The sequence below is a fragment of the Sphingobacterium kitahiroshimense genome, from assembly GCF_025961315.1.
Lineage (GTDB): Bacteria > Bacteroidota > Bacteroidia > Sphingobacteriales > Sphingobacteriaceae > Sphingobacterium > Sphingobacterium anhuiense.
The window spans coordinates 4,136,768-4,162,272 of the sequence record NZ_JAOQNK010000001.1 but is presented as its reverse complement, the minus strand read 5'-3'; the positions used below and the strand labels follow the sequence as shown (position 1 = coordinate 4,162,272).

The 25,505-nt window shown below is 36.5% G+C and carries 16 protein-coding genes; 4 read left to right on the top strand and 12 right to left on the bottom strand.

Annotation, left to right across the window (positions count from 1 at the left end):
• Positions 1-65 precede the first annotated feature (65 nt).
• The 8 genes from M2265_RS18220 to M2265_RS18185 form a co-directional block, all read right to left on the bottom strand.
• Positions 66-1,877 carry a RagB/SusD family nutrient uptake outer membrane protein gene (locus M2265_RS18220; protein WP_243655400.1) on the bottom strand — a complete coding sequence of 604 codons (1,812 nt, stop codon included), beginning with the start codon at positions 1,875-1,877 and terminating at the stop codon, positions 66-68.
• A 17-nt stretch (positions 1,878-1,894) separates the two neighbouring features.
• Entirely contained in the window at positions 1,895-4,987 is a 3,093-nt protein-coding gene (locus M2265_RS18215; protein WP_132769470.1) for a SusC/RagA family TonB-linked outer membrane protein, read from the bottom strand.
• A 12-nt stretch (positions 4,988-4,999) separates the two neighbouring features.
• Complete coding sequence (locus tag M2265_RS18210; RefSeq protein ID WP_132769472.1) at positions 5,000-5,575, bottom strand: discoidin domain-containing protein; 576 nt, start codon at positions 5,573-5,575, stop codon at positions 5,000-5,002.
• A gap of 100 nt (positions 5,576-5,675) precedes the next feature.
• The gene (locus tag M2265_RS18205) at positions 5,676-6,359 is read right to left on the bottom strand and encodes a response regulator transcription factor (protein ID WP_132769474.1); all 684 of its coding nucleotides are present in this window, start codon (positions 6,357-6,359) and stop codon (positions 5,676-5,678) included.
• A gap of 3 nt (positions 6,360-6,362) precedes the next feature.
• On the bottom strand, positions 6,363-7,763 hold the full coding sequence (locus tag M2265_RS18200) for a sensor histidine kinase (RefSeq protein WP_165905866.1): 1,401 nt from the start codon (positions 7,761-7,763) through the stop codon (positions 6,363-6,365).
• A gap of 102 nt (positions 7,764-7,865) precedes the next feature.
• Positions 7,866-10,157 carry a GH92 family glycosyl hydrolase gene (locus tag M2265_RS18195; protein WP_132769478.1) on the bottom strand — a complete coding sequence of 764 codons (2,292 nt, stop codon included), beginning with the start codon at positions 10,155-10,157 and terminating at the stop codon, positions 7,866-7,868.
• 12 nt (positions 10,158-10,169) lie between these two features.
• Entirely contained in the window at positions 10,170-10,883 is a 714-nt protein-coding gene (locus tag M2265_RS18190) for a basic secretory protein-like protein (protein WP_132769480.1), read from the bottom strand.
• Between the two features lie 6 nt (positions 10,884-10,889).
• Entirely contained in the window at positions 10,890-13,220 is a 2,331-nt protein-coding gene (locus M2265_RS18185) for a GH92 family glycosyl hydrolase (protein WP_132769482.1), read from the bottom strand.
• 256 nt (positions 13,221-13,476) lie between these two features.
• Between M2265_RS18185 and M2265_RS18180 the strand changes: the two genes are divergently transcribed.
• A complete protein-coding gene (locus tag M2265_RS18180; protein WP_021190047.1) occupies positions 13,477-13,668 on the top strand; it encodes a cold-shock protein in 192 nt (63 codons plus the stop codon).
• A gap of 231 nt (positions 13,669-13,899) precedes the next feature.
• On the opposite strand, the gene M2265_RS18175 is transcribed toward M2265_RS18180, so the two are convergent.
• The 4 genes from M2265_RS18175 to M2265_RS18160 all read right to left on the bottom strand — a co-directional run bounded on the left by M2265_RS18175 (position 13,900) and on the right by M2265_RS18160 (position 20,363).
• Positions 13,900-15,147, bottom strand: coding sequence for a glycoside hydrolase family 88 protein (locus tag M2265_RS18175; protein ID WP_207902400.1), 1,248 nt, complete (start codon positions 15,145-15,147; stop codon positions 13,900-13,902).
• A gap of 116 nt (positions 15,148-15,263) precedes the next feature.
• Positions 15,264-17,171, bottom strand: coding sequence for a heparinase II/III family protein (locus M2265_RS18170; protein WP_132769484.1), 1,908 nt, complete (start codon positions 17,169-17,171; stop codon positions 15,264-15,266).
• Positions 17,172-17,668: 497 nt separating this feature from the next.
• Positions 17,669-18,874, bottom strand: coding sequence for an NO-inducible flavohemoprotein (hmpA, locus tag M2265_RS18165; protein WP_132769486.1), 1,206 nt, complete (start codon positions 18,872-18,874; stop codon positions 17,669-17,671).
• A gap of 223 nt (positions 18,875-19,097) precedes the next feature.
• The gene (locus M2265_RS18160) at positions 19,098-20,363 is read right to left on the bottom strand and encodes a chloride channel protein (RefSeq protein ID WP_132769487.1); all 1,266 of its coding nucleotides are present in this window, start codon (positions 20,361-20,363) and stop codon (positions 19,098-19,100) included.
• A gap of 634 nt (positions 20,364-20,997) precedes the next feature.
• Here M2265_RS18160 and M2265_RS18155 point away from each other — a divergent pair.
• From M2265_RS18155 to gmd, 3 genes are all read left to right on the top strand, one after another.
• Positions 20,998-22,944 carry a polysaccharide biosynthesis protein gene (locus M2265_RS18155; protein ID WP_132769489.1) on the top strand — a complete coding sequence of 649 codons (1,947 nt, stop codon included), beginning with the start codon at positions 20,998-21,000 and terminating at the stop codon, positions 22,942-22,944.
• Positions 22,945-23,349: 405 nt separating this feature from the next.
• Positions 23,350-24,297, top strand: coding sequence for a GDP-L-fucose synthase family protein (locus tag M2265_RS18150; RefSeq protein WP_132769491.1), 948 nt, complete (start codon positions 23,350-23,352; stop codon positions 24,295-24,297).
• Between the two features lie 36 nt (positions 24,298-24,333).
• Positions 24,334-25,431 carry a GDP-mannose 4,6-dehydratase gene (gene gmd / locus M2265_RS18145; RefSeq protein WP_021190041.1) on the top strand — a complete coding sequence of 366 codons (1,098 nt, stop codon included), beginning with the start codon at positions 24,334-24,336 and terminating at the stop codon, positions 25,429-25,431.
• The last annotated feature ends 74 nt before the right edge of the window (positions 25,432-25,505 follow it).

Sequence of the window (25,505 nt, the reverse complement as noted above, 5' to 3'; positions counted from 1 at the left end):
TTAGGTTAAATGGCATAAAACAAATCAAGGTCTTAAAAAGACCTCGATTTGATTACAAACAAACACTACCAACCTACATTTTGAATTAGTTTCTCATTTTTCAGTACTTCATTATTCGGAATTGGAAATAGATAATCCCGCTTTTTAAAAATTCTTGTTTCGATTACCGTTCTCTTAAAGAAATCATTTCCATCGGCATTCAGATTCATTCCATAGACTGGTCCTCCACTGACATTTTCAGCAATTTTCCAACGACGAGTATCAAAATAACGGACATTTTCAAAAGCAAGTTCTACTTGACGCTCTTTTCTAATTGCCTCGCGCATTGCCGCCTGCCCTGCAGGAATAGCAATATCTCCTTCGCCATATCCTGGTACACCAGCGCGTTTTCGGATCAAATTGACATATTTTAAAATATCTGCATTTCCTGGAGAAGATTCATTCAATGCTTCTGCATAGTTCAAATAAATATTCGCTAGTCTTAACAATAAAGCTCCTCGATTATTCCCGTTTGTTCCAACGTTCTTTCTCACTGTATAACCAGTAGGCGTTACATCTGATGTGCTTTGTGATCGGCCTGAATTCCCACTATAATTGAACCATGATATGACAGGTGTACTGCTATTTGCTTGATTAAGCCAATAACTACCACTATAAGTTATTCCTACATAAAAACGTGGTTCACGGTTTACATACATTTTAAATGTTGTACGATCTGCGACATCATAAGGAGCTTTATAGTTAACAAATCCTACTTCAGAATATTCAGATTTTGAATCGTTAATCGGTAATCCATTTTTCATAAAATAGGCATCTACCATTGCCTGCGTTGCTCCAAGAGCTCCTCCGCCTTGTGCTGCTGATGGAAAACCGACATGTTTTGGTGTACGGTCATACTGTGCATTATTTCCACTATTAGATCGGGCAAATATCCACTCCTTATTCCAATCTATTGTCATTACATTGCGGCATGATAAATATGCTGCAACGAAAGGGTCTGCATTTGTTTCCTGATAGAGATCATAATAAGTTGGTACAAATTCATCTATAAACTCTTTGGAAGCCGTTGCGGCAATCTGCCACTTCTGCTTATCTTCTGTCGCACTAAATAAAGCTGTTCCATCTGGATTTTTCAGTGATGCAAAGTCTGTATTTCCATTGTATAAAGGACTTGCCTTTAATAAGAGTGCTTCTGATTTATATGCCTTTACGACTCCCTTTGTAATCCTTCCGTATTCATTATTATTAGGACGATATGGTAATTCTTTATATGCTTCATCTAGTTCGTCAACGATATAATCAATACAGGCATCAAACGGAGTTCTTGCAAGTTTAAGGTCAGAAAGAGGTGCATTGATATCGAGTATCTCTTCACCAATCAACGGTACAGCACCATATGTTTTTACTAAATAATAATAATAAAGTGCCCGAAGTGCTCGTGCCTCTGCTTTGTAAGTTGATTTCATGACTGATGTCACTTCAACAGGGTTTGCATTATCAATATTTTGAATAAAATATGATGCATTTCGAATACCTTCATAGTAGCTATTCCAAAATCCAGCAACAACACCGTCGGTATTGCTCCATACACTTGAGATCATGTTATTTGCATAATTAAAATCCCAGGTATATTTGGCTTCATCGGAGGCTGCGGTCCACGGGCCTGCATTACCCGAATTTGTGAATCGTTGTACCAGTTCGTTAGGAATAACACTGTATATATTGGCTAGAAACTTATCTGTATTCGTTTTGGATTTGAAAATATCCTCTACGGTAATCACATCATCAGGTACTTGATCCAAATAATTTTTACAACCATTGAAAGATGTCAAAGCTAAAGCTGCAATTACCATCCAGCTAAATTTATTTATTTTCATTTTTGTAAGATTAAAAGTTAAAATGTTGCTTGTATTCCCATTGAGATTGTTCTAACATTCGGATAACGTGTGCCATTTCCGGTATTCAATTCAGGATCCCAAAGCTTAAATTTGCTCCAGTAAAGTAAATTAACACCTTGTACATAGATACGGGCATTTTTCACATTGATCCTTTCCAAAAAGTCCTTTTTAAAATTATAGCCAACATCCATTGTTTTTAAGCGAAGAAAATCTACATCTTTGACCCACCATGTTGAAGCTGCTGAATTATTCTTATTAGCGGCATTGCCATAAGCCAGTCGTGGGTAGAATGGGTTTTCCAATGGATTTTCTTCTGTCCAGCGATCTTCTGCAATGGCATAAAGATTGCTTCTTTCGGCACCGGTACTGTTATTAAAAGGAATAATACCATCTCCACCTATTAGGCGTTGAGCTCCAGAAGTACCTTGAAAAAATGCTCCAAAGTAAAACTGTTTATAGGAAACATTAACTCCAAAACCAAAGACAGAATTGGGTACATCTCCATGACCTATCCAGCTCACATCATTAGCATCAACCAGACCATCACCATTTAAATCTTTATAACGAATATCTCCTACACGCTGTGCTCCTAATGCACTTTGATCTGCATGATTTTTGATTTCATCTTCCGACTGAAATAAACCGTCGGCCTGATATCCATATATTCCCAATACGTTGTTACCTCTTCTTTCCATGTATGGAAAAGGTTGTCTCGGTTGATCATTTTCTAGGATCTTGTCTTTATTATAAGTGAATGTAGCACGTAGATCCACATGAACATTCCCAACTGGAAATGGTGCTAATTCTAATGTTCCATCAATACCTTTATTTTCAATAATTCCCAAGTTAGCCCAAGGATTATTGGTCAATCCAACATAGTCAGGAAGCGAGGCTCTCTGTAAAAATACACCTGTTCTTTTTTCTTTAAAAAAATCAACTGTTAATGATAGTTTACTTTTTAGTGTTTTTATTTCTAAACCTAGATTTTGTTTATGAGATTCCGCCCATTGTACATTTGTTCCATAGTCTGAAATCGCTGTCCCTCCATACCCCGTATTACTAAGACCGTTACCAAAAGTATAACCTCCCGCATCCGTATTGACTAAAGTCAGATAACCAAAACGACGAGTACCACCATTACTGCCATCTCCAACTTTACCATCCGAATAACGTAATTTTAAAAAGTTAATTCCATTTTTCACTGGTTCAAAAAATCTCTCATTCGAAACTACCCAGCCGACCCCAAAAGAAGGGAAGAAACCAAACTTCATTCCAGGAGCAAAGTTTTCAGAACCATTATATCCAAAATTACCTTCCACAAAGTACTTATCATCATAAGAATAGGTTAAACGTCCAGCTGTTCCCATGTTACGAAAAGGCAATGACGATGTGACATTATCTGCAAATGCTTCTACAATTTCACGTTGATTATACAATAACATAGCTGAGATTTGATGCTTGTCTGCAATCACAGTATTATAATTTAAAGCAGCTTCGGTATAAAACTGTCTATTGGCATTATTTGATTTAGAGAATGCCAGATCATCAGCACCCTGCGAAATAATATTTAAAATGGGATTACCTTGATCGTCATATGGAAACAAACGATTTATCAAATAAGTACTCCGATTTCGGGTACGATTGATGGTATGTTCATTCCAGATATCAAATGAATATAAAGCTGAAAAATTCAGTCCTTTTAACCAAAAAGACAAATCTTGTGTCAGTCTAGCATTTGACATCACTCGATTGTTAAAAATATTTTGGTAACCTGTTTGCGTTATTTGTCCATATGGATTTGGTTGTGCACCTGCTGAACTAACGCCAGGAACGAAGTTACCTGGATACATGGCTGGATATAAGACTGGATTAGTCTGCATAACATTGCCAAAAGCTTCCTCGGGTTTTACTCCGGGATAATTGATATTTCCAATATTTCCCTGTACTCCCAATTCGAATTTTGTTGTTGTCGTCCAATTCATCGAAATATTTGACGTAAAATTGTAACGTTTAAATCTGGTTGTAGCATCATACTTTTGTAGCGCATCAGTTCTAAGCAAACTGGATTCATCATAATAAGCTCCAGAAACATAATAACTTGCGAATTCTGACCCACCCCGGGCGCTAAAGTTTGCACGACGATTGCTTGCTGAATTCTTAAAAAGTTGATCCATCCAGTTCACATTTGGGTATAGATAAGGGTCTTGTCCTAAGATGGTATTGTTGATATAATTATTTGAATATTCCTTTTGCATTCCTGTAGCTAATCGTGCTTCATTACGCAATAACATATAGGTTACTCCATCTGTTAATTCAGGTCTTTTTGTAAATGATGTAAAACCTTGATTGTAATTAAACATTAAAGATGGCTTTCCTGTAATTCCTTTTTTTGTACTGATTAAGATCACACCGTTGGCTCCAGCAACACCGTATACAGCAGTAGCCGAAGCATCTTTCAAAATAGTCAGTGAGGAAATATCTTCTGGATCAAGACCGTTAATATCACGCCCTTGTACTCCATCAACAACTACTAATGGTCCTGTATTTCCAGACATGCTTGAGATACCTCTAATCCACAAGTCGGCTCCATCTGCACCCGGAAGCCCTGAACGCTGTACTCCAACCAGTCCCGAAATTCTTCCTGCCAACATGGTACTTAGGTTAGCTACTGGAAGTTTAAGGTCTTCAACATTTACACTTGATTGGGCACCAACTACTGAAATTTTCTTTTGTTGACCGTAGCCCACCACCACAACTTCATTGATACCATTACTTGTTGCTTTTAAAATAACATTTAAGGTAATTGCATTATTGATAACTGTGCGGAAAGTTTCATAACCGATATTGGTTATGGTCAAAGAATCTCCTCGACTTGCAAGTATTTCAAATTGTCCATTTTCTTTGGTTGCAGCAGAGTTTTTTGTCATTAAATTGGTCACTGTTACTCCTGCCAGATTTACATTCATCTCATCGCGCACAATTCCTTTTACAAGAACCTGCCCTGCTTGCTGTGCAAAAGTTTCATTGCCCCAAAAGCAACTACAAAAAGCTATAAGAACAAATATTGTTCTGATTATTTTTTTCATCATCTGATAGGTTTATTATTGATTAGCACTTTTTTGAGGATCTGAGATCAATCGCCATTCTGCCATTTGAAACAGACCTGTTCCTCCAGCAATTTCCTTGATATTCAGTCTGTAAAACTTATATTTGGTTGTATTGGAGATGTCAAAACGCACCTTATAATTTCTATCTGGGAAAGTGTACCCGCTCTTACTTTCCAATGTCGTCCAGGTTTCTCCATCGTTGGAGCCAACTAGATCCCAATTTTTAGGGTCTCGTCCAGGAGCATCATTGGCAGAGGCTAATACATAAGAAGTTACGGCAATTCCGCCGGGAAAAGTTAATTGTAAAAAAAGATCATTCACATAGGGATTAATTAGAAATTTGGTTGAATAGTCGTCATCGACCACTTTGGGAGAGCCCTCACCAGCGCCTGAACCGCCACTATTTTCATGGTTAACAGTGAGTTTACCATAAATCGTGATGTCCATTTCTGGCTCAGTTTCTGGGGGTAATAATTCATAATGCTTGACTTCTGTTTTTTGACAAGCACTAAAAGACAACAGCATGCCCACGAAAAGCAATAGTCGCCTAGATCTGGTTAGTTTGTTCATAATAGGCTTAATTAGTTATACTAAAACGAATTAGTACTCTAATATAGAGAAGCCTATTTCAAAAACTTGTTAATCAATTGTTAACATCATTCTTTTTCTATTAATTCCTGATCAAACGGGTGATAAAGCCAACTTTGTAGATTGTTTCAATTTTTAATTGATTAGAATTTAAGAGCACTTTCCGTATTCTAGAAATAAAGACATCTAGACTGCGTCCCATAAAATAGTCACTTTCCCCCCATAGTTTATTGAGTATTTCTTCTCTGGTCAGTACGCGATCTAAATTTTGCAATAGATATTTCCACACTTCAAATTCACGTGCAGTCAAACGTAATGTTTTCCCTCCATTAACACGTACTTCCATAGCACTGCAATACAAAACAACATCTGCAATTTGTAGTTCTTCTATCTTTTTCTCTTTGCCACGCGCTAAAATATTGTTCATGCGCCATAAGAGCTCTTCCGTATCAAATGGTTTGGTGACGTAATCTTCTGCTCCTAGCTTGAGTCCTGCAATACAGCTTTCCTTTGCATTGCGTGCTGTTAAAAACAAGAAACGAAATTCAGGTTTCAAAACCTTTATCCGCTTCACCAATTCAAAACCATCAAATGATGGCAGTTGAACATCGACTAGCAATAAATCGAAATTTTGTTTTTTACTCAACATTAAAGCTTTATCCCCATCATCGACTAGCTGTACATGAAACCCACTTCTTTCCAGATACCATTGTACCTCTACTCCAAGATCTGCATCATCTTCTATAAGTAATATTTTTCCTTCCATATCCTATTTACTAATTGGAATTATTATTCTAAAAATAGTCCCCTGATCTTGAAAAGTCTCCAGGTCGAGTTTCCATTTATGTACCGCAACAATATTATAAACAAAATATAAACCCAAGCCTAATCCTGTTGAGGATCTGATCTGCCGACCTCTTTGGAACTTATTAAATATGCGACTTCGATCCTGTTTATCAATTCCAAATCCATTGTCGCCAATTTCAATCATTAACGATTTTGGGGAAATATATAAAACATTTACTTGCACTCTCTTGTGTTCGCTTACGTTGTATTTCAATCCATTTTCAACTAAATTAGTGATTAAAGTGGTTAACATAAAATGATCGTAATAAACATATAAATCAACTGTATGAGGTTCAAAATTCAATACTACAGTTGCTTCTTTTTTCCATTTAATTTGACTATCAAGAATAATATCATTGAGATCTTTTACTAAAAGATGTTTTTGAAATTGTGCAGCCTGTGGATCAAAAGCTGACACCTCCAATGCTTGATTGATCAGTTTATCTAATCTTTGGGTCTGCCTAGTGATGACATCCACACTTCTGTAACCACCTTCCCATTTTTTATCTTCCAGGTCTGCTTTTAAATTTTTGACAGAGACCTGTATGGTTGTTAAGGGTGTCTTAAATTCATGCGTCACATGATTAAAAAAATCGGCTGAAATCTCATTCAATTTTTTTTGTCTTACCCAATTCCTCATGGTGATGAAAAATAAAAAAACAATAACGACAATACTACTGCTAGACAAAAGTAGCAATGGAGCAATAGCCAAAACTATATTTTTTACCTGATTGTGCTTACTAGCATATAACTTAAAGGCAATTAAGCTAGAATTATTGGAAGGAAGTGTAACCGTAATGGCAGATACAATATTTTGAGGACGAACGACATCAAAATTTCCATCGATTAATCCATCTTGATCTGTCGAATTAACTTCAAACAATGAGTAATAGATTTTACCGTCAAACGTTAGCGCAAGCTTATCCAAATACAAAGCATAATCATACTCAGTCAAGTCCAGTTTTAGATTTCGAATGATATTGTGAAACTGAACCTCAAAATCTGCTTTCTTTTTTAATTCTACCAAAATTTCATTTCCCAGATCTTGTAATTTACGGCGAAAAAGCTTTGGGTCTTCATGATACAGCTTTAGTAATGTTTCATACTGTGGTACCAAGATCGAATCAATAATTGCCTGCCCCCCTGGATACAACTTGTCATTGATGATAGATTCCTCATATGCTAATTTGATCTCTGCCTTTTCATTTTTCAAGAACTCAAGCTGTTCAATTTTATAAACGCTCGATATCAGTCTCAATTGAAGTAAAATTAAGACCACAAAGCTGGTAATGGCTACTGCTTGAATGATCTTAATTTTACTCATCTTCTTATTCATAAACTTTATCATTGACAGGTCCACAATAAACGATCTGATCTATGCTTTTATGAAACTTGATTTATTTATATGATAGGTCAATATGAAAATCTATTTCCCTGGCTTATTAGTCATCTCAAATTGCAGTGCCCCTCCATTCATAATGGCAGCATAAGAAAGTTTCAAATCAGCTAAAGGTTGACCATTTAAGCTTACTTTTTTTACATAGACATTTTTTTCGGATTGATTTTTCACATCTATTGTAATCGTTTTCCCATTTTCTAGGTTAATCTTTGCCGATTTGACCAATGGACTCCCTATCCAGTAAGCATCATCTCCAGGTGCAACTGGATAAAAGCCCAAAGCAGTAAATAGATACCATGCAGACATCTGCCCACAGTCATCATTTCCACCTAAGCCTGCATGTCCATTATGATATTGATTCCGGATGATCTGACGTACACGAGCTTGTGTTTTCCAAGGGCTAGCGGTTTGATTATATAAATATGCGACATGGTGCGATGGTTCATTACCATGTACATAGTTACCAATAATTCCATCGCGAGTGATATCTTCTGTATGTTCGAAATATTTATCTGGTAATTCCATTGTAAACAAGGAATCCAGATAGTTTTCTAATTTTTTGGGTCCCCCCATCATTTCCATCATAGCCACTGGCTGATGTGGTACATATAAACTGTAATTCCAAGTATTACCCTCTATGAATCCTTGACCATGGGTCTCCAAAGCATCGAATTTAGATCTAAATATTCCTTTTGCATCTTTAGGTCTCATAAAGCCGATAGAATGATCATAAACATTTTTCCAATTTGATGCTCTTTTAATAAAATCTTTGTAGATTTCGTCTTTACCTAATTTTTTAGCAAGTTGCGCGATACACCAATCATCATAAGCATACTCCAGTGTATTGGAAACTGAAGTCCCAGAAATTTCATCTGGTACATATCCTAAATCGATATAGGATCCTATTCCTTCATATTTACGTGCATTTGCTGTTTGAACGCATGCAGCCAACGCGGCTTCAGCATCTCCTTTGTAAACTCCTTTCAAAATTGCATCTACTACCACCGAGACTGAATGATACCCACTCATGCACCAATTATCATTGGCATAATGCGACCAAATAGGCAACATTTTCAAGACACTTTGATCATAGTGTGCCATCATGGATGATACCATATCGGCATTGCGCGTAGGATTGATTAAATTCATTAATGGATGGAATGCCCTAAAAGTATCCCATAACGAAAAAGAGGTGTAATTGGTAAATCCTTTTGCCTGATGCACTTCTTGATCCAAACCTTTGTATTCTCCATTCACATCCATATACACTGTCGGCATCAGACTGGCATGGTACATGGCGGTGTAGAAATTAATCAGATCTTCTTTGTTCAGCATATCCACCTGTACTTTGTTCAGTTCCTGCTCCCACGATTTTTGACCCGCTTTCACATAATTTTCAAAGTTCCAATCTGGTGCTTCGTGTTCCATATTCGCAAGCGCATTCTTCATACTTACGGGACTTAGTGCTACCTTCATCAAAACCTCCTCACCATCCTTCGTGTCAAAATCCAGATTCATTTTGATCTGATGCGCGGCTAAATCTGGAAAATTATTTTTTTGATCAAATTTTCGCCAAAAACCCGCATAAACCTGTTTTGCATCTTCATACTTAGCTCCATAATTTTTAAATGCTTTCGAAGTTTTAATCGCAAAATAAACTGTCCTTGTTCGAGCCCACCCATTAGTTTGACGGTAACCTACGATCGTCGAGTCATTCAAAACACGGACTACAGTCCAAACATTTTTAGCTTCGTAATTATAAATACCGGCGGTTAAATCTAAGATCAAGTGTGAAGCATCAGATTTTGGAAATGTATACCGATGTATGCCCACACGACTTGTGGTCGTCATCTCGGCTTTAATCTGATGTTTGTCTAAGAGTACCTTATAATAATTTGCTTCTGCAACCTCATTACTGTGTGAATATGGTGAACGATATCCATCCTGTGGTCTATCGGCAGTACCTGGATTCAACTGAACTTTACCCTGTGTGGGCATAACTAAGATGTCACCCAGATCTGAATGTCCTGTGCCACTAAAATGAGTATGGCTGAACCCAACGATGGTCGGATCATCATATTGGTATCCTGCACAATACTTGTAGACATCACCATTATATTTACCATTCATAGCATATGGAATGGTGTCTGTATCAGGACTTAGCTGTACGGCCCCAAATGGTACTGTTGCTCCTGGAAATGTATGCCCCATGCGGGCTGTACCAATTAAAGGTTTTACGTATTGTATTAAATTGGACTGCGCCTGTAGCAGGTTAGGAAACAGGAACAATCCTAAATATAGGAGTTGTTTACTTTTCATAAGTTTAGATTTTTAAAGACTTGGAGCCTGGCTATAGTTTTTCCATAACTCATCTAGTGTCTTTCCGGTTTGCTTTTCCCAAAATCCATCTGTAAAGGTTTTATTCCGCATTGCCAAATCTAGATTTTTAACAAATCCTTTTTTTACCTTTTTCTCTATCCAAAAGAAAAAACGGGCGGTTACACGATAAGAGTCTGTATACTTTTGGCTTGCATTCCATTCTGGTAATTTCCAATTTGCACCAGCATTGTCTATACCATCGGCAAAACGGACATAATCAGCGATTCCTTCTGTAATCCACCAAGGTCCAGAGCCATCGGGGTAGTCTTGCACGATATGCATCACTTCATGGGTTACGACATCTATATCCCCTGGGTTTTTCGCAAACCATTCAGGACTATACCTTACTATTCCACCGGCTGTGGCGGCTACTCCTTTATAATCGGGATCGATCACAAAAGATACTTTTTTCATTGTCTTTTTGTTATACGTTTTTGCCAACTTCGGGTAATTGACAAAAAAAGTATGGATCAATTTTTCTTTCAAAACAGGGCTGAAATCTTTATCCTTATTTATCCAAATCAATGTGTAACCATTCTTTGTAATACTATCCGTATCAACTGCTACCTTACGATCATGTTCTGTATGGTTCCAGTTATCTTGAGCAAGGGCTGATTGACCAGCAATCAACCCTATTACACAACCAACTATCTGACTAAATTTCATTTGTCATTATTTTTTAAAAACTGTCTTTAATTCTGTACTCATCGAATAAGGGGCTGCGTCTAATGTAGCTCCGCGGTTGTAGTTTGGTTTAGAAGTCATATCAAAGGAGAGTGTTCCACCTTTCACTAATTCTTGGTGGCTCAACCAATTCTTAGTGTAGGATTTTCCATTAACTTTTAAGTCATTGACATAGAAATTCTGTGCACTAGCTTGATTTCCGATGATCTCTACTGTTTTACCATTTTCCAGTTTTAATGTTGTTTTTGCGAAAAGTGGTGCCCCCAATACGTATTCATCGGTAGCAGGACAAACCGGATAAAATCCAAGTGAAGAGAAAACATACCAAGCCGAAGTTTGACCATTATCTTCGTCTCCACAATAACCATCGGGAGTAGCTTGATACATACGATCTAAGACCTGACGAACCCAATATTGTGTTTTCCAAGGTTGGGCACTATAATTATACAAGTAGATCATGTGTTGGATGGGTTGATTACCATGCGCATACTGTCCCATATTCGCGATCTGCATTTCACGAATTTCATGGATAGTACCCCCATAATAACTATCATCGAAAGCTGGTGGCTGTGTAAATACACTATCTAACATCGTATTAAATTGTTTATTACCCCCCATCAAACCGATTAATCCTTCTATATCGTGAAAAACACTCCACGAGTAATGCCAGCTATTGCCTTCGGTAAATGCATCACCCCATTTCAATGGATTGAATGGGCTCTGAAATTTGCCATCTTTATTCTTTCCGCGCATTAAGTTTGTTGAAGAATCAAATAGATGACGATAATTTTGTGCTCTTTTTGCGTACAGTTCAATATCTGCTTTCGGTTTTTTTAATGCTTTGGCTAATTGATAAATTGTAAAATCATCATATGCATACTCCAGTGTACGTGCTGCGTTTTCATTGATTCCTACATCATAGGGCACATAACCTAATTTGTTATAGTACTCAACTCCTTTACGGCCTACTGCAGTCATTGGTCCCTCATTGTTAGCCCCATGCTTCAAAGCCTCATAAAGTGTATTGATATCATATCCTCTCAATCCTTTAATATAGGCATCAGCCACTACAGAAGCAGAGTTATTACCGACCATGATATCTGCAAAACCCGGACTACTCCACTCTGGAAGAAATCCACCTTCTAAATATGCGTTTTTCAATCCTTCTTGCATTTCAACATTGATGGATGGATACATGAGATTCAGGAATGGATATAGCGCTCTGAACGTATCCCAAAAACCTGTACCACCATATAAATATCCTGGTAATATTTTTCCATTATAAGGACTGTAATGTACCTTTTCTCCAGAGGCATTGATTTCATATAATTTATTTGGAAAGAATAACGTACGGTATAAGGTCGAATAGAAAGTACGCATCTGATCGATATTATCACCTTCTACAGCTAATCGACCTAGCTTTTCATTCCAGATCGCTCTTCCATCAGCCTTTACTTGATCAAAAGTACGGTTACCTAATTCATTGAGATTGAGCAGTGCCTGCTCTGCACTAATAAATGAAGAAGCTACACGAACTTGAACAGGTTTAGATTTATCTTTTACTTTAAAGCCTAAAATTGCTCCGGTCTGATCTGCAGTGGATTTTAATTTACCTTTAAAACGTTCCTTACCTTCCCAAGTTGAGTAATTGTCAAAAGGTTGATCAAATATTAAGACAAAATAATTCTTAAAATTTGTCAATTTTCCACGAGAGTATCGTGTAGAATAACCGATAACCATATTCTTTTCAGGAATAATCTGTACTTCAGATCCCTTATCGAATGCATCAAGGACAACAAATGCTGAATCTGTCTTATTAAAAGAAAATTTAAAATAAGCGGCACGCTCTGTCGGTGTTAATTCTGCCGTTACATCATGATCCGCTAAATACACGGAATAATAGTAAGGAGTTGCTTTTTCAGCTTTATGTGAAAACCAACTGGCTCTTTCTTCTTGATCAAAAGCGGCTTTACCGGTTACTGGCATTAAAGAAAACTGTCCATAGTCATTCATCCATGGAGACGGCTGATGCGTCTGCTTCAATCCTCTTATTTTATCTGCGGCATAGGTATATTGCCAGCCATCGCCATTTTTCCCGGTCTGAGGAGTCCACATGTTCATACCCCATGGTAATCCGATTGCAGGATATGTATTTCCGTTTGACAGCGAAGGTTTTGAATCTGTTCCCATAAGCGGGTTGACCAAATCAACAGGATCAACAGCTTTGCCATTTAATTTCTGGGCAGAAACAGTATTCGTACAAAATAAGGATAGGCTTAAACTCCATGCTATCCCCCATTTTAGGGTTTTAAAAATCATATGTGGTAAGTTAAATTGACATAAATTGGGTATTTCAACATCATAGCGAAGAAATAATTGATTTAACGAGATTAAAGATAAAACCTTTTAGCAATAAATAAAAATAAAATTAACAGCAATTCGCAATTCCTATCTTCTTTATTACAAAGGAGGTATAACAAAAAATAGAAATGTCATCTGAAAGTCTTTTTTACTCACCTTTGGGAAATTATCACATATTTAGCCTATCCTTGTATCAATATAATTTTTAAATAAAATGAATAAAGGAACTGTAAAGTTTTTCAATGAAACTAAAGGATTTGGTTTTATTACCCCTGAAAATGGTGGAGACGATGTATTTGTACACATTTCAGGCTTAAAAGACCAAGTTAGAGAAGGCGATAGCGTTAGCTACGAAATTGAAAACGGAAAAAAAGGCTTAAATGCTGTTAATGTAAGAATAAACTAATTACTATTATATTTTCTTGCAAAAGCAGCTTCCTAACAGGAAGCTGCTTTTTTTTTGTTACAAACAGCAAAAACTCAAATCCAGATATACGATCTTTTAACTCTAGCATAAAAGATTCTTTAACGGTTCTTTTCAACCGTTAAAAAAATGATAACATAAATATGCTCAAGAACACTTAAATACTTGAGCATAACTATACGATATAAAATATATTTTCCTTTACAGATTTTCTTATTTCAATTCGGACAATCTTGTCAAACCTTCCAAATAATAATAATCTGCATAAGCCAGTGGCACATCAATCTCCGAGTTGTGAGGAATACTTCCAACACTATGTTTTAATAAAAAACCTCCATTTGTCCCATAGTCAGCAAAATAAGCTGGTCCAGATAATGTTTTTAGAGTTGACTTAGCAAAGTCTAAATAAGAGCTACTCTCTTTTCCTGTAGTAAAAGTAGATAGATCCACCAATGCTGATGCAACAACCGCCGCCGCCGAAGCATCTCTCGGTATATAATCAAGCTTCAAGTAGGCAAAGTCAAGATCTGACTTATACCCTTCCTGCTGTGCATTAAAATCCCAGTAAGGAATCTTATCCTTAGGTAAATTCTTATGATTCATATAAAAACTTGCCGCAGCTTTAGCTGTCTCCAGAAACTCTTTCTTTTTGGTTTCTTTATACATCATCGTAAAACCATAGATTGCCCATGCCTGGCCTCTCGCCCAAGTCGAATTATCAGCATAGCCTTGATTTGTTTGTCTATGGATGGCTTTTCCATTTTCATCATAATCCACAACATGGTAGGTACTGTGATCCGGACGGAAATGATTCTGCATTGTTTTGGTTGCATGGCTGATCGCGACATTTCTAAATTTAGGATCTCCTGTAATATTCGAAAAATAACACAACATCTCCAAATTCAGCATATTATCAATAATAACAGGATACTGCCAAGTTGTTTTGCCATCCCATGACTTCTTTTTATTCCACGATTTAATCAATCCTACTTTTGGATTATAACGTTTTAAAGCCGTATTAGCTGCGTGAATGATAATATCTTTATAAGCTTCTACCTTTTTTGGATCTTTGAGATATTTGATCGCATTACCATAAGAACAGTACATCACAAAACCAATATCATGGTGCTGGTCAAGGTTTTTCGCTTTCTCTAAAGCCTCGGTCCACTTTATCGCCTCGTTCTTTATTTCTTCGTCACCTGTTTTGTTGTATATATACCAAAGCGATCCAGGGAAAAAACCTCCTGTCCAATCCCACTCACTCGTCACGACCAACTCTCCTTTCTTATTTATTGTTCTTGGAAAATTTCTCAATTTATCAGCTTCTTTTGCTAAATATGTATATTGCTTTTCCGAAGCTTCAAAACTTTTCTTGATAAATGGCAATTTTATAGGTATAAAACTTAGCGTTAAACCTGCCACTGTAAGCCCCAATAAAGGAATCAACATTTTTCTTTTCATAAGAATCTTCATAATATAAATAGTAAACACATAAAATCTCTTAATTAAATAGCATCTCAATATAATCTGTGCTATCTATTCTTTAGAATAACACAAAGGATACTAGTCATTCAAAATTATTTGACGGTAAATATATAAGTACCTTTCTCTTTTATTTTTTTCGCTTTCAATGATAATCTAAAGATAGCATCACCCCAGACCTGACTTAGTCTGATATCAGACTGAGGAATAGCTTCAACTTCAGCATCAAATTCAGCAACATTATATTCTAGATGATATTTCCCTCCGTTCAACGCAATCTTTCCGCCAGAAATAACAGGTTTTCCTGCCAATAAAAAATGAATTACATTAGATACTGTAGGTGTTTTAAGATCAAATTTATCTATTATTTCCAGCACACCTTTTTTTAATTGATAACTACGATTCCATGAATTGATCGCGGCCTGACTTGAATAAGCTCCTGCAATATTCAGTTTAAACAACTTTTTCTTCGGATCAAATGATACATCTTGCGCCTTATATGAAGCTCCGAATACTTGATCATGACCATTGATCTGTGGCAGGTTGTGATAACCACTTTGCATGGACCAGATGTCGTAACGTTCACTGCTAAAGGTCTTTTTATTATATGTACCAACACCGGCATCGATAAAAATAGGTTTTTCAGCACGATATAGAATAAATGTTCCGATGTCATTATGATTATGACTTTCATTATTATAACCGCCTTTCGCAGCAAAAAATAAATCCTCATCTTTCATGTATAAGAATTCTGTTTGCGGATACCACTTGTAGCTATTTGTTGGAAGTTTTCCCGACCCATTTTTAATTTCGTTCAAACTCAATAGATCTTCGAGACTTCTGAAGATATCACGATCTGATTTAAAAGAAGGTTTTCTTTTGTTTTGCAGATAACGTGCAAAATCGATCATTTCTCTACTGTTGACAGCTTTTCCATAACGGTATATCAAATACGGGTCACCACCGCCTTTTGCAGAAGCATCGGCAAAATTTACAACCCAATTATCTCCGCCTATATATGACTGCGCAATATACTCTCCCATATTTCGAACCACGGGTTGATTGAAAATATTAATTTTATTACCTGTTGCATCTGCCAAGATCTTGAGGTAATCGTAGAGCTTACCTGCCGCATGTCCCCAATAAGAAGGCCCTTCTTCACAAGCTCCATCTGCTTTGACATAGTTCATAAACATATCGACAGATTGCATCGTTTTATATATCCCGGCGCGCTGTTTCTCGACATCATCTTCGATGAGTAATAAACAGGTCAGTACATTAAAATTACACCAAGGATTCCAATTATTGACCATCTGATTCGGTTTTCCCGCAAGTGCCTGCCACCACATATCATTACGTTCTAGGTAGGGTGTAATAACCCGATCTTGAATTGATTTTTTCAGACGCTTACTAATCTCTGGATTAATCTTATCCATTTCAGGATGCAGGTAATAGTAGATCCAAGAAAGCATGGATCCCATATCGCCTGCTACTAGATCTACGACATGCGTACCTTCTTGTGGTAGTGTACGTTTTGAAGATTGAAAAGCGGGTAGATGTGCAGATAATGACCAAGTACTCATCTCGGTAAAATACCAGATGCCATTGATAATCTGATCTAAGTAACGTCCTTTTCCTTCAGCCAATTCGGCTAAAAACAAGTTGCTCAATGCGATCGCATTTTCATTCATCGGCTTCTCCATGATTATACGGGATCCTGTACGTTCATAGGCCAGATAATCTGATGCTTTCACAACCTGCCATTGATAATCTAGATCACTATTTCCTTTATTTAATAAAGTACCAGCTACTGTTTTCGTCAACTCAGACCAAGCTGCTCGATCCTGATATTCTGGGAATGGAACCCATTGCTGAGTCGGAAGCAGATCACGCTGGAGATCTGCTAGATTAAATTTTCCGCTTAATAAATTTAATTCATCTGCCTTTACCATTGCAAAAAAACAAATTGGTAAAAGCAATAAGCACATCAATAATTTTTTCATGAGATCTATGTTGATATAAATTTGGAAATAACCGTATTCATGTATTTAATCTATTTAACTCCTCTAGTGGTTGGCCACCAGCATTAAAATACTGTATTCACTTTTCTTGATAAAAAAGAGTCATCATAGCTATTGATGCCAAATTTGAAATTAAAAAGTGTACCATCATAACAATAAGATTTAAACGGAATATTCTGTATTAACCATAATTTGAAACAATATTAAAGATATCCTTGAGTGGGATTTACCTGCTTTTAAATTTCTAAGGTAAGGTATTTCAACATTAAAAATGTTGAAATTATCGCAATCGATTTCGATAAAATATAAAAGGGATCATGATGAGCAATAAGCTAGTGGGAGATATCACCTTTAATATAATAGGTTAAATTATGGTGAATAGAAAAGACCAAGCTTAATATTGAAACTTGGTCTTTTTTAATATCGATTATTATCTTTTTGATTTGGAAAGAATCACTGATGTAATAAATATTTTTTGATTAATTCAACTGTAATGATGCTGGTCCAAATTCTTCAAAATAAATGGCTGACTTCTCAACTCCATGTTCCAATAAAAAATGATAATGTTTTGAAATGAAGGGAGCCGGACCACAAATAAAATATTCTGCTTCCGGTTGCAATACCACATTTTTTATTTGCGCAAGCTCTACCCTGCCTTTATACTCAAATGCTGCTGTTTCCTCAATATGATCATAAAAAATATGGCGATCGATCTTATTATCCCTAGCGATTTCTGCAAGCCTATCCTTGAATGCATGCACCGACTCATTTCTACAACCGTGTATCCAGGTAATTGGAATAGGTGATTCTACTTTATCTTTTACCAATTCTTCAAGCATCGCCATCAAAGGAGTTTGTCCGACTCCGCCACTTATAAATACTTTTGGGTTTTGATTTTCTGGTTGGAGCACAAATGTTCCCGCCGGCGCAGATAAATCGACCAAGTCACCTATTTCCACATGATTATGAAGATGGTTACTGATCATCCCGTCAGGATGTTTAGTTCCGATTTCTCGTTTCACAGAAATACGGTAGTATTTTCCATTTGGGGCACATGAAATACTATACTGTCGCGGTTGCAACAGATCCAATTCTGGTAAGAATAAACGTAGGCTTATATACTGGCCTGCCAGAAAATCAGCCACTGGTCCGCGATCACTAGGATAAAGATAAAATGAGGTAATCTCTTCCGATTCTTTAATTTTTTGCTTTACAACAAAAGGTCTCCAACCAGACCAGCCTCCGACTTTGGCAGTTTGCTTACTATAGAGTGACTGCTCGTGATCAGACATCAGAGAAGCAAGTTGCCCATAAGCCAGAGTCCAAGCCTCTAACAGTTCCACTGAAGCAGCATCGCCTAGAACCTCAGCAATGGATGCAATTAAGTGATTGCCCACAATCATGTAATGTTCCGGACGGATAGATAAACTGGTATGCTTATGACCGATACCATTGACAACAGGCATCAATACACCTGGGCTTTCGATATGCTCTGCGTATGCCAGTACGGCCATTGCTAGCGCTGTCTGCTGTTTATTATTCTGCTGGTTGCCCATATTGAACACATGTTTCAATTCAGGGTTATGCTCAAACATACGTTTATAAAAATGTGTTGTCAATAACACACCATGCTCTTTTAAAATTGGCACAGTAGCCTTAACTAATTGTTTTTGATCTGCTGTCATGTTATATTAATAAAAATAAAAGATAATTACATCTTTTATTGTTGTAAAAAAATGCTTTATGAAACAAAGTACTAGAAACGTGGCTAATTGCTATATTTAATCATTTTTATATGATAAACTTAAAATAAATAAACTCATCTCTAAGTCTCACAAAGATAAAAACAATAAAAGACTTTTCCATCTTTTATTTAAAAACTTATAACACAAGCAAGAAATACAGCCACTACTTTGCTATTTCAGGATACGTATAGACATTATAAGGGTTTATCTTTTTTGCTACTGCATAAGCGATCAATACTGCAATTGCTACTGGAAATAGTAGGATATATGCACCCGGAGCCATACTGCAGATCAAGAACAAGGCAGTGAAACGACCATGAATAGCAGCTGCTAATGTCGAAGCGGCACCTACCAAGGCAAAATTTAAAATCAATAAATCTAAACCAAAAATCATATTGCAAAACAATGCCACTGCCATACCCAAAAAAGCCCCAGCAACAATACTTGGCGCAAATACTCCACCATCACCACCGGCGCCCAAAGTAAGGGATGCGACCAAGGGTTTCAACATGACCAGAATCAGTAATGATATCGGAATCATCACTGCTCCCTGTGATGCTGTAGATAATTTGATCATTTGCTGAAGACCGTGATAACTATCTCCGTACAAGGCTGGAAAGAACAAAATAAAACTTCCAACGGTAAGTGCACCAATATTAACTCTCAAAAAATTACTATTTATTCGAGCAAAAAGTTTTTTAGAAGTCAAGACCAGTTTCATAAAATAAGTAGCCAATACTGCTCCGAATACAGCGACCAACATCATAAACGGCAGTCCATACCAATGCCACTCCACAACTGGAAAGGATAACAATGGTTCTTTTTCAAAAAAATGTATCCCTACATAAGCGATAATTCCAGCTATTGTACAGCTCAATAAAACAGTTTTCTTTAATCCTCGAGCGATCACCTCAATAGCAAAAAACCAACCGCCTAAAACAGTTCCAAACAACACGGCGACACCCGCTGTCACGCCAGCACAAATTAGTTCACGCTTATATTTCATCGGTGCCCAGCCTTTTTTACTCATCTGGTTGCCCAATGTAGCGGTAGCGACAACTGTAGAAACCTCTATACCCGTGGATCCTCCAAAAATAACCGTAAGAAAGCCGTTAATAAAATGTGATGGAATTTTATAAAACGGAAGATGATCTTGACGTGTATCCAGAGAACGGTAAATTTCACGAATTCCTTTATTCTTCTTATTTCGAAATACGTATTTCCGCAAAAAATAAATGATAGTAATACCTATGGACGGAAAGATAATATAGAGATAATGATTTATTTGCGACACATGCTCGAACAGATAATCTTGCCAATGGATAGTGAGGTGTTTGAGCGTATACGCCAAAAGTCCAGATAGCACAGCGACAATAATACTGCCTATCATGAGCTTAAAATAACTGTACAGTTGTATTTTATTTTTCATGATCGATTTCCTATTCTGGCGCAAAGCTACCATAAAAAAATGCAGTTATTCAAGCATTTGCAAGAAAAAATGAGCAAATTTCAGGTTATTATTATTGTTAATCTATGAATATAAAACTGTACATACAAACAGAAAATCAAAGTACACCTCAGTAACATATAAATTGTTTACTAAAATACTGAACCCTTTAAATCAGTATAATGAATTATTTTTCAGTTATTCCTCGAATATTTAACAAAAATTATCCCTTGAAAGAGAAAAAAAATGATTGTAACAATTAAATTTATGTAGATTTGTAGCTACAAGCCATTGGACAATGAATATATCATTTTACAATAAATGATGAAAGAAAAGAACTCGAATAAATTGGAACAGATTAGTTTTTAATATCGATTATTCATTTTAATAAATTATTAGACCAAAGGCGGAATTAGTTTTAGTCAGTATCTCATTACAAATCATATTTTATGATCGCGAATATCTTGGCACGATTTTTACTTCATGATGGGAAATTTGAATAGGGTACTACTGAATAACAAAAGCCAACAATTTTTAAAGCTGGGTAGTTGTTTCAACATCTATCTTATGTCAAAGTATATTGTAATAAAATCACCTACTATTTGAAACATGTTTCATGATTAACCTTACGCTGCTAAAGAGAAAATTTCGAAAAGACAATCCAAGATGGGTTATTCTTTTAATTGATTTGTTTATCGTATTTGTCTGTTATGCTATTTCTAATTTCATTTTTAACAGCATGCATGAACAATATTCGACAGCCATGATGCTGAAGAAAAGTATTCTTATTTTATTGGTATATAGCTTTGCTTTTTCGATAATGGGGACCTATAAAGGCATTATTCGTCAAACTGGTATTCAAGATGCTATAAAGATATTTAAAACGGTGTGGTTGGCCTTTATGTTGTTAGCAATACCAACGATTGCTATTCGTTACTATATTCCAAAAGGAACAATTGCTGGCGATTTCTTACGTCTCTCTTACATCATACTTTTTATGCACAGCTTTTTCACGATGGTGATGCTGGTTGCGGCTCGTGTGACTTATCGGAGTATTTATGACATGCTTTTTCTTCCCAATCGGAAAAATCGAAATGTATTAATTTTTGGAGCTTCCAGACCAGGATTAGTAGCTTACTCACTTTTACGTGAAGACCGCCGTATCAAAAATCATGTTGTTGCGTTTGTCGAAGATAAAGTTTCACGTGTAGGTAAACGTATTACGGGATTACGTATACTCTATCTGGAAAAAATAGATCAAGCTTTCATTGACCAATTCAATATCTCAGAGGTTATTATTGCAGTGGAAAATAATGATCCCGAAAGATTAGTACAAGTAACAGACCATTTTCAACAACTGAATCTTGAACTGAAGATCATGCCCAATTCACGGGTTATGTTAAATTCTGGTGCTAAACGTGAGATTCGTCCACTAAAGATTGAGGATTTATTAGGAAGAAAAGCGATTAAGATTGAAAATCCGGGAATTGATGCAGAATTGGACAATAAAGTAATTTTGATAACTGGTGCTGCCGGTTCGATCGGAGGAGAATTATCCCGTCAGATTTCACAACGCAATTACCGTCACCTTATTTTATTGGATCAAGCCGAATCACCACTTTACGATCTTCAACAATCGCTAAAAGCTTCTCATCCCGATCGCGTTAAGTGTATTGTTGGTGACGTTCGTGATAAGCTATTTTTGGAACGGATCTTTAAACGTTATCGCCCACAGATGATTTTTCATGCGGCGGCGTATAAACATGTTCCTTTAATGGAACAAAACCCATATGAAGCTATCTGGACCAATTTAATTGGCAGTAAAAATATGGCGGATTTGGCTGTCGCATATGGTATCCATAAGTTTGTCATGGTATCTACAGATAAAGCTGTCAACCCAACTAATGTCATGGGAGCAACAAAGCGGGCGGCTGAGATATATGTCAACAGCTGTAGCACATTAGGAAAAACCAATTTCATTGTTACCCGATTTGGGAATGTATTAGGATCAAATGGCTCCGTTATCCCATTGTTTGAAAAACAAATGGAGCAGGGAGGCCCATTAACACTGACACATGAAGACATCACACGATATTTTATGACTATACCAGAAGCTTGTCTATTAGTTCAAGAAGCTGGTGTTATGGGCAATGGTGGAGAAATCTTTGTTTTTGATATGGGTAAATCTGTCAAAATTATAGATTTGGCCAAGCGCATGATCAAGCTGAAAGGTTACCGTTATCCTGAAGATATTGATATTAAGATAGTAGGCTTAAGACCAGGCGAGAAAATATTTGAGGAATTATTGGCGAATGATGAGAATACACAAAAAACGCATCATCCTAAAATTATGATCGCTCAAGTAAATCGAGAAGACATAGCTGAGAAATGTCATCTAATTGAGCAGTTGAGCCGTGACATTACTTCGTTTGACAAAAGTGATATCAATGACATGCAACTAGTGCTACAGCTTAAGAAAATTGTTCCAGAATTTAAGTCACAGAATTCGATATTTAAAGATTTGGACGACCATCTTGAAGAAAAAGTTATTTTAAACACTTAATATGCGATAAATAAATATCGTTACAAAACAATAAATAACCCGCTTAACTACATATAGGTGGGTTATTTTTTTTGAGTTTTATATCTGTGAATAAAAGCTGCACAGTCGTTGTCTTAATCTCCTGTTTGTTTCACATTGAATTTACCCATCTCTAAAGGCTCTCTTCAAATATTTTAATACATTTATTTCTCATACAATTCCAATTATTCTTTCGTAATTTGCCATCGAATTCTTCATCGGGTTGCTATTTATAAAAAATAAATTCATTCGATTCAAGTATTTTGGATGAGAATCCGGTAGTCAAATTTATATGTACTCAAAGAGTTCAATATAATGAGCCATTATTTAGCAATACTGATTTCCTTTTTCATATCATCCAGTCTGTAAATAAGAGTAAGAACAAAGATGAAAGACAAATATATATATATAGCAGGTCATCGTGGTATGGTTGGTTCAGCAGTCAAAAGAAATTTAGAGAACTTAGGTTACCATAATTTCGTTTTACGAAGTTCTGCTGAACTGGATTTAAGAAACCAGTCCGAAGTACAGGAATTTTTCAGGAATGAAAAGCCAGCCATTGTAATTGATGCTGCTGCAAAAGTAGGAGGTATATTAGCCAATAACAATTATCCTTATCAGTTCTTGATGGATAACATGCAAATTCAAAACAACCTTATAAACGAGTCATTACAAAACGATGTTGAAAAGTTTATTTTCCTAGGTTCTTCTTGTATTTATCCCAAATTTGCACCTCAGCCTTTACAAGAATCCAGTTTATTGACGGATAGTCTAGAGCCAACAAACGAATGGTATGCCTTGGCAAAGATTGCGGGGGTTAAAGCATGTCAGGCGATACGTAATCAATTTGGAAAAGATTATGTTAGCCTTATGCCTACAAATTTATATGGCACACATGACAATTTTGATCTCACAAGTTCACATGTACTGCCAGCGATGATTCGAAAATTTCACGAAGCGAAATTAGAAGGACATACCACAGTCAACTTATGGGGATCTGGAAGTCCGATGCGCGAATTTTTATTTGTGGATGATTTAGCGCGAGCTGTTGCATTTGCGTTAGAAAATAAGCTTCCTGAGTACCTATATAATGTCGGTACAGGAATAGATCTTAGTATCAAAGATTTAGCCACTCTCATTCAATCTATTGTCGGTCACCAAGGAGAAATTAACTGGGACAGCAGTAAACCCGATGGAACTCCACGCAAACTTATGGACGTAAGTAAGATGCATGAATTGGGATGGAAACATCAAATTGAATTAAAGGATGGTATTCAGACTACCTATCAATGGTTTTTAGAAAATCAGGATAACTACAAAGAAGTAAAATTATAAGTATTCAATACTACTTAAATTAAGCATATAATTAAGATGAAAATTGCATTAATCACTGGTGTAACCGGACAGGATGGCTCATATTTAGCAGAACTATTATTAGAAAAAGGCTATATGGTACATGGTATCAAACGTAGAGCATCCTCTTTCAACACACAGCGTATTGACCATATTTATATGGACCAACATGAAAACCATGTCAATTTTAAGTTGCATTATGGAGATTTGACCGATTCAACTAATATCATCCGTATCATTCAAGAAGTACAACCTGATGAAATTTACAATCTGGGGGCCATGTCACATGTTAAAGTATCTTTTGATTCACCAGAATATGTAGCGAATGTCGACGGTATCGGAACATTACGTATTCTTGAAGCTGTACGCATCTTAGGTCTAGAGAAAAAAACACGGATTTATCAAGCATCTACTTCCGAATTATACGGTTTGGTTCAAGAAGTTCCTCAGAAAGAAACTACACCATTTTATCCGAGATCACCTTATGGAGTCGCAAAGATCTATGGTTTTTGGATTACGAAAAACTATCGTGAAGCATATAAGATGTATGCTTGCAATGGTATTCTTTTCAACCACGAATCGCCACGAAGAGGTGAAACTTTTGTTACTCGCAAAATTACGATGGCTACAGCTGCCATTGCACACGGCAAACAAGAATGCTTATACTTAGGTAATCTCAATGCACAGCGCGATTGGGGGCATGCAAAAGACTATGTGGAAGCCATGTGGCTTATCTTGCAACAAGATGTAGCCGAAGATTTTGTCATCGCAACAGGGGTAACCACTTCTGTTCGTGAGTTTGTACGTATGGCATTTGCTGAAATAGGTATAGAACTCGAATTTGAAGGCAGTGAAGCTGCTGAAGTTGCAAAAGTAAAAGCCTGTAATCACCCCGATTATCAATTAGAAATCGGGAAAGTTGTTGTAAAAGTTGATCCACAATATTACAGACCGACTGAAGTCGATTTATTGGTAGGTGACCCAACTAAATCAAACACACAATTAGGGTGGAAGCCGAAATACGATCTTGCAGGTTTAGTAAAAGAAATGATGGAATGTGATGTTGCTTTAGTCAAAAGAGATTTCTTACTAGCCAATCATTCACAGGTTAAATAGATACGACCTCTCATAACGTTCAAAAATAAATTAGGGTAGTGCATCAACTCATTGCAATGCACTACCCTATTTTA

Bases quoted from the DNA above. Each gene is read 5' to 3' on its own strand.
- M2265_RS18150 (WP_132769491.1), top strand. From the start codon at position 23,350: ATGAAAGACAAATATATATATATAGCAGGTCATCGTGGTATGGTTGGT.
- hmpA (WP_132769486.1), bottom strand. From the start codon at position 18,874: ATGACAGCAGATCAAAAACAATTAGTTAAGGCTACTGTGCCAATTTTA.
- M2265_RS18180 (WP_021190047.1), top strand. From the start codon at position 13,477: ATGAATAAAGGAACTGTAAAGTTTTTCAATGAAACTAAAGGATTTGGT.
- M2265_RS18210 (WP_132769472.1), bottom strand. From the start codon at position 5,575: ATGAACAAACTAACCAGATCTAGGCGACTATTGCTTTTCGTGGGCATG.
- M2265_RS18195 (WP_132769478.1), bottom strand. From the start codon at position 10,157: ATGAAAAGTAAACAACTCCTATATTTAGGATTGTTCCTGTTTCCTAAC.
- M2265_RS18200 (WP_165905866.1), bottom strand. From the start codon at position 7,763: ATGAGTAAAATTAAGATCATTCAAGCAGTAGCCATTACCAGCTTTGTG.
- M2265_RS18155 (WP_132769489.1), top strand. From the start codon at position 20,998: ATGATTAACCTTACGCTGCTAAAGAGAAAATTTCGAAAAGACAATCCA.
- M2265_RS18175 (WP_207902400.1), bottom strand. From the start codon at position 15,147: ATGAAAAGAAAAATGTTGATTCCTTTATTGGGGCTTACAGTGGCAGGT.
- M2265_RS18160 (WP_132769487.1), bottom strand. From the start codon at position 20,363: ATGAAAAATAAAATACAACTGTACAGTTATTTTAAGCTCATGATAGGC.
- M2265_RS18170 (WP_132769484.1), bottom strand. From the start codon at position 17,171: ATGAAAAAATTATTGATGTGCTTATTGCTTTTACCAATTTGTTTTTTT.
- gmd (WP_021190041.1), top strand. From the start codon at position 24,334: ATGAAAATTGCATTAATCACTGGTGTAACCGGACAGGATGGCTCATAT.
- M2265_RS18205 (WP_132769474.1), bottom strand. From the start codon at position 6,359: ATGGAAGGAAAAATATTACTTATAGAAGATGATGCAGATCTTGGAGTA.
- M2265_RS18215 (WP_132769470.1), bottom strand. From the start codon at position 4,987: ATGATGAAAAAAATAATCAGAACAATATTTGTTCTTATAGCTTTTTGT.
- M2265_RS18190 (WP_132769480.1), bottom strand. From the start codon at position 10,883: ATGAAATTTAGTCAGATAGTTGGTTGTGTAATAGGGTTGATTGCTGGT.
- M2265_RS18185 (WP_132769482.1), bottom strand. From the start codon at position 13,220: ATGATTTTTAAAACCCTAAAATGGGGGATAGCATGGAGTTTAAGCCTA.
- M2265_RS18220 (WP_243655400.1), bottom strand. From the start codon at position 1,877: ATGAAAATAAATAAATTTAGCTGGATGGTAATTGCAGCTTTAGCTTTG.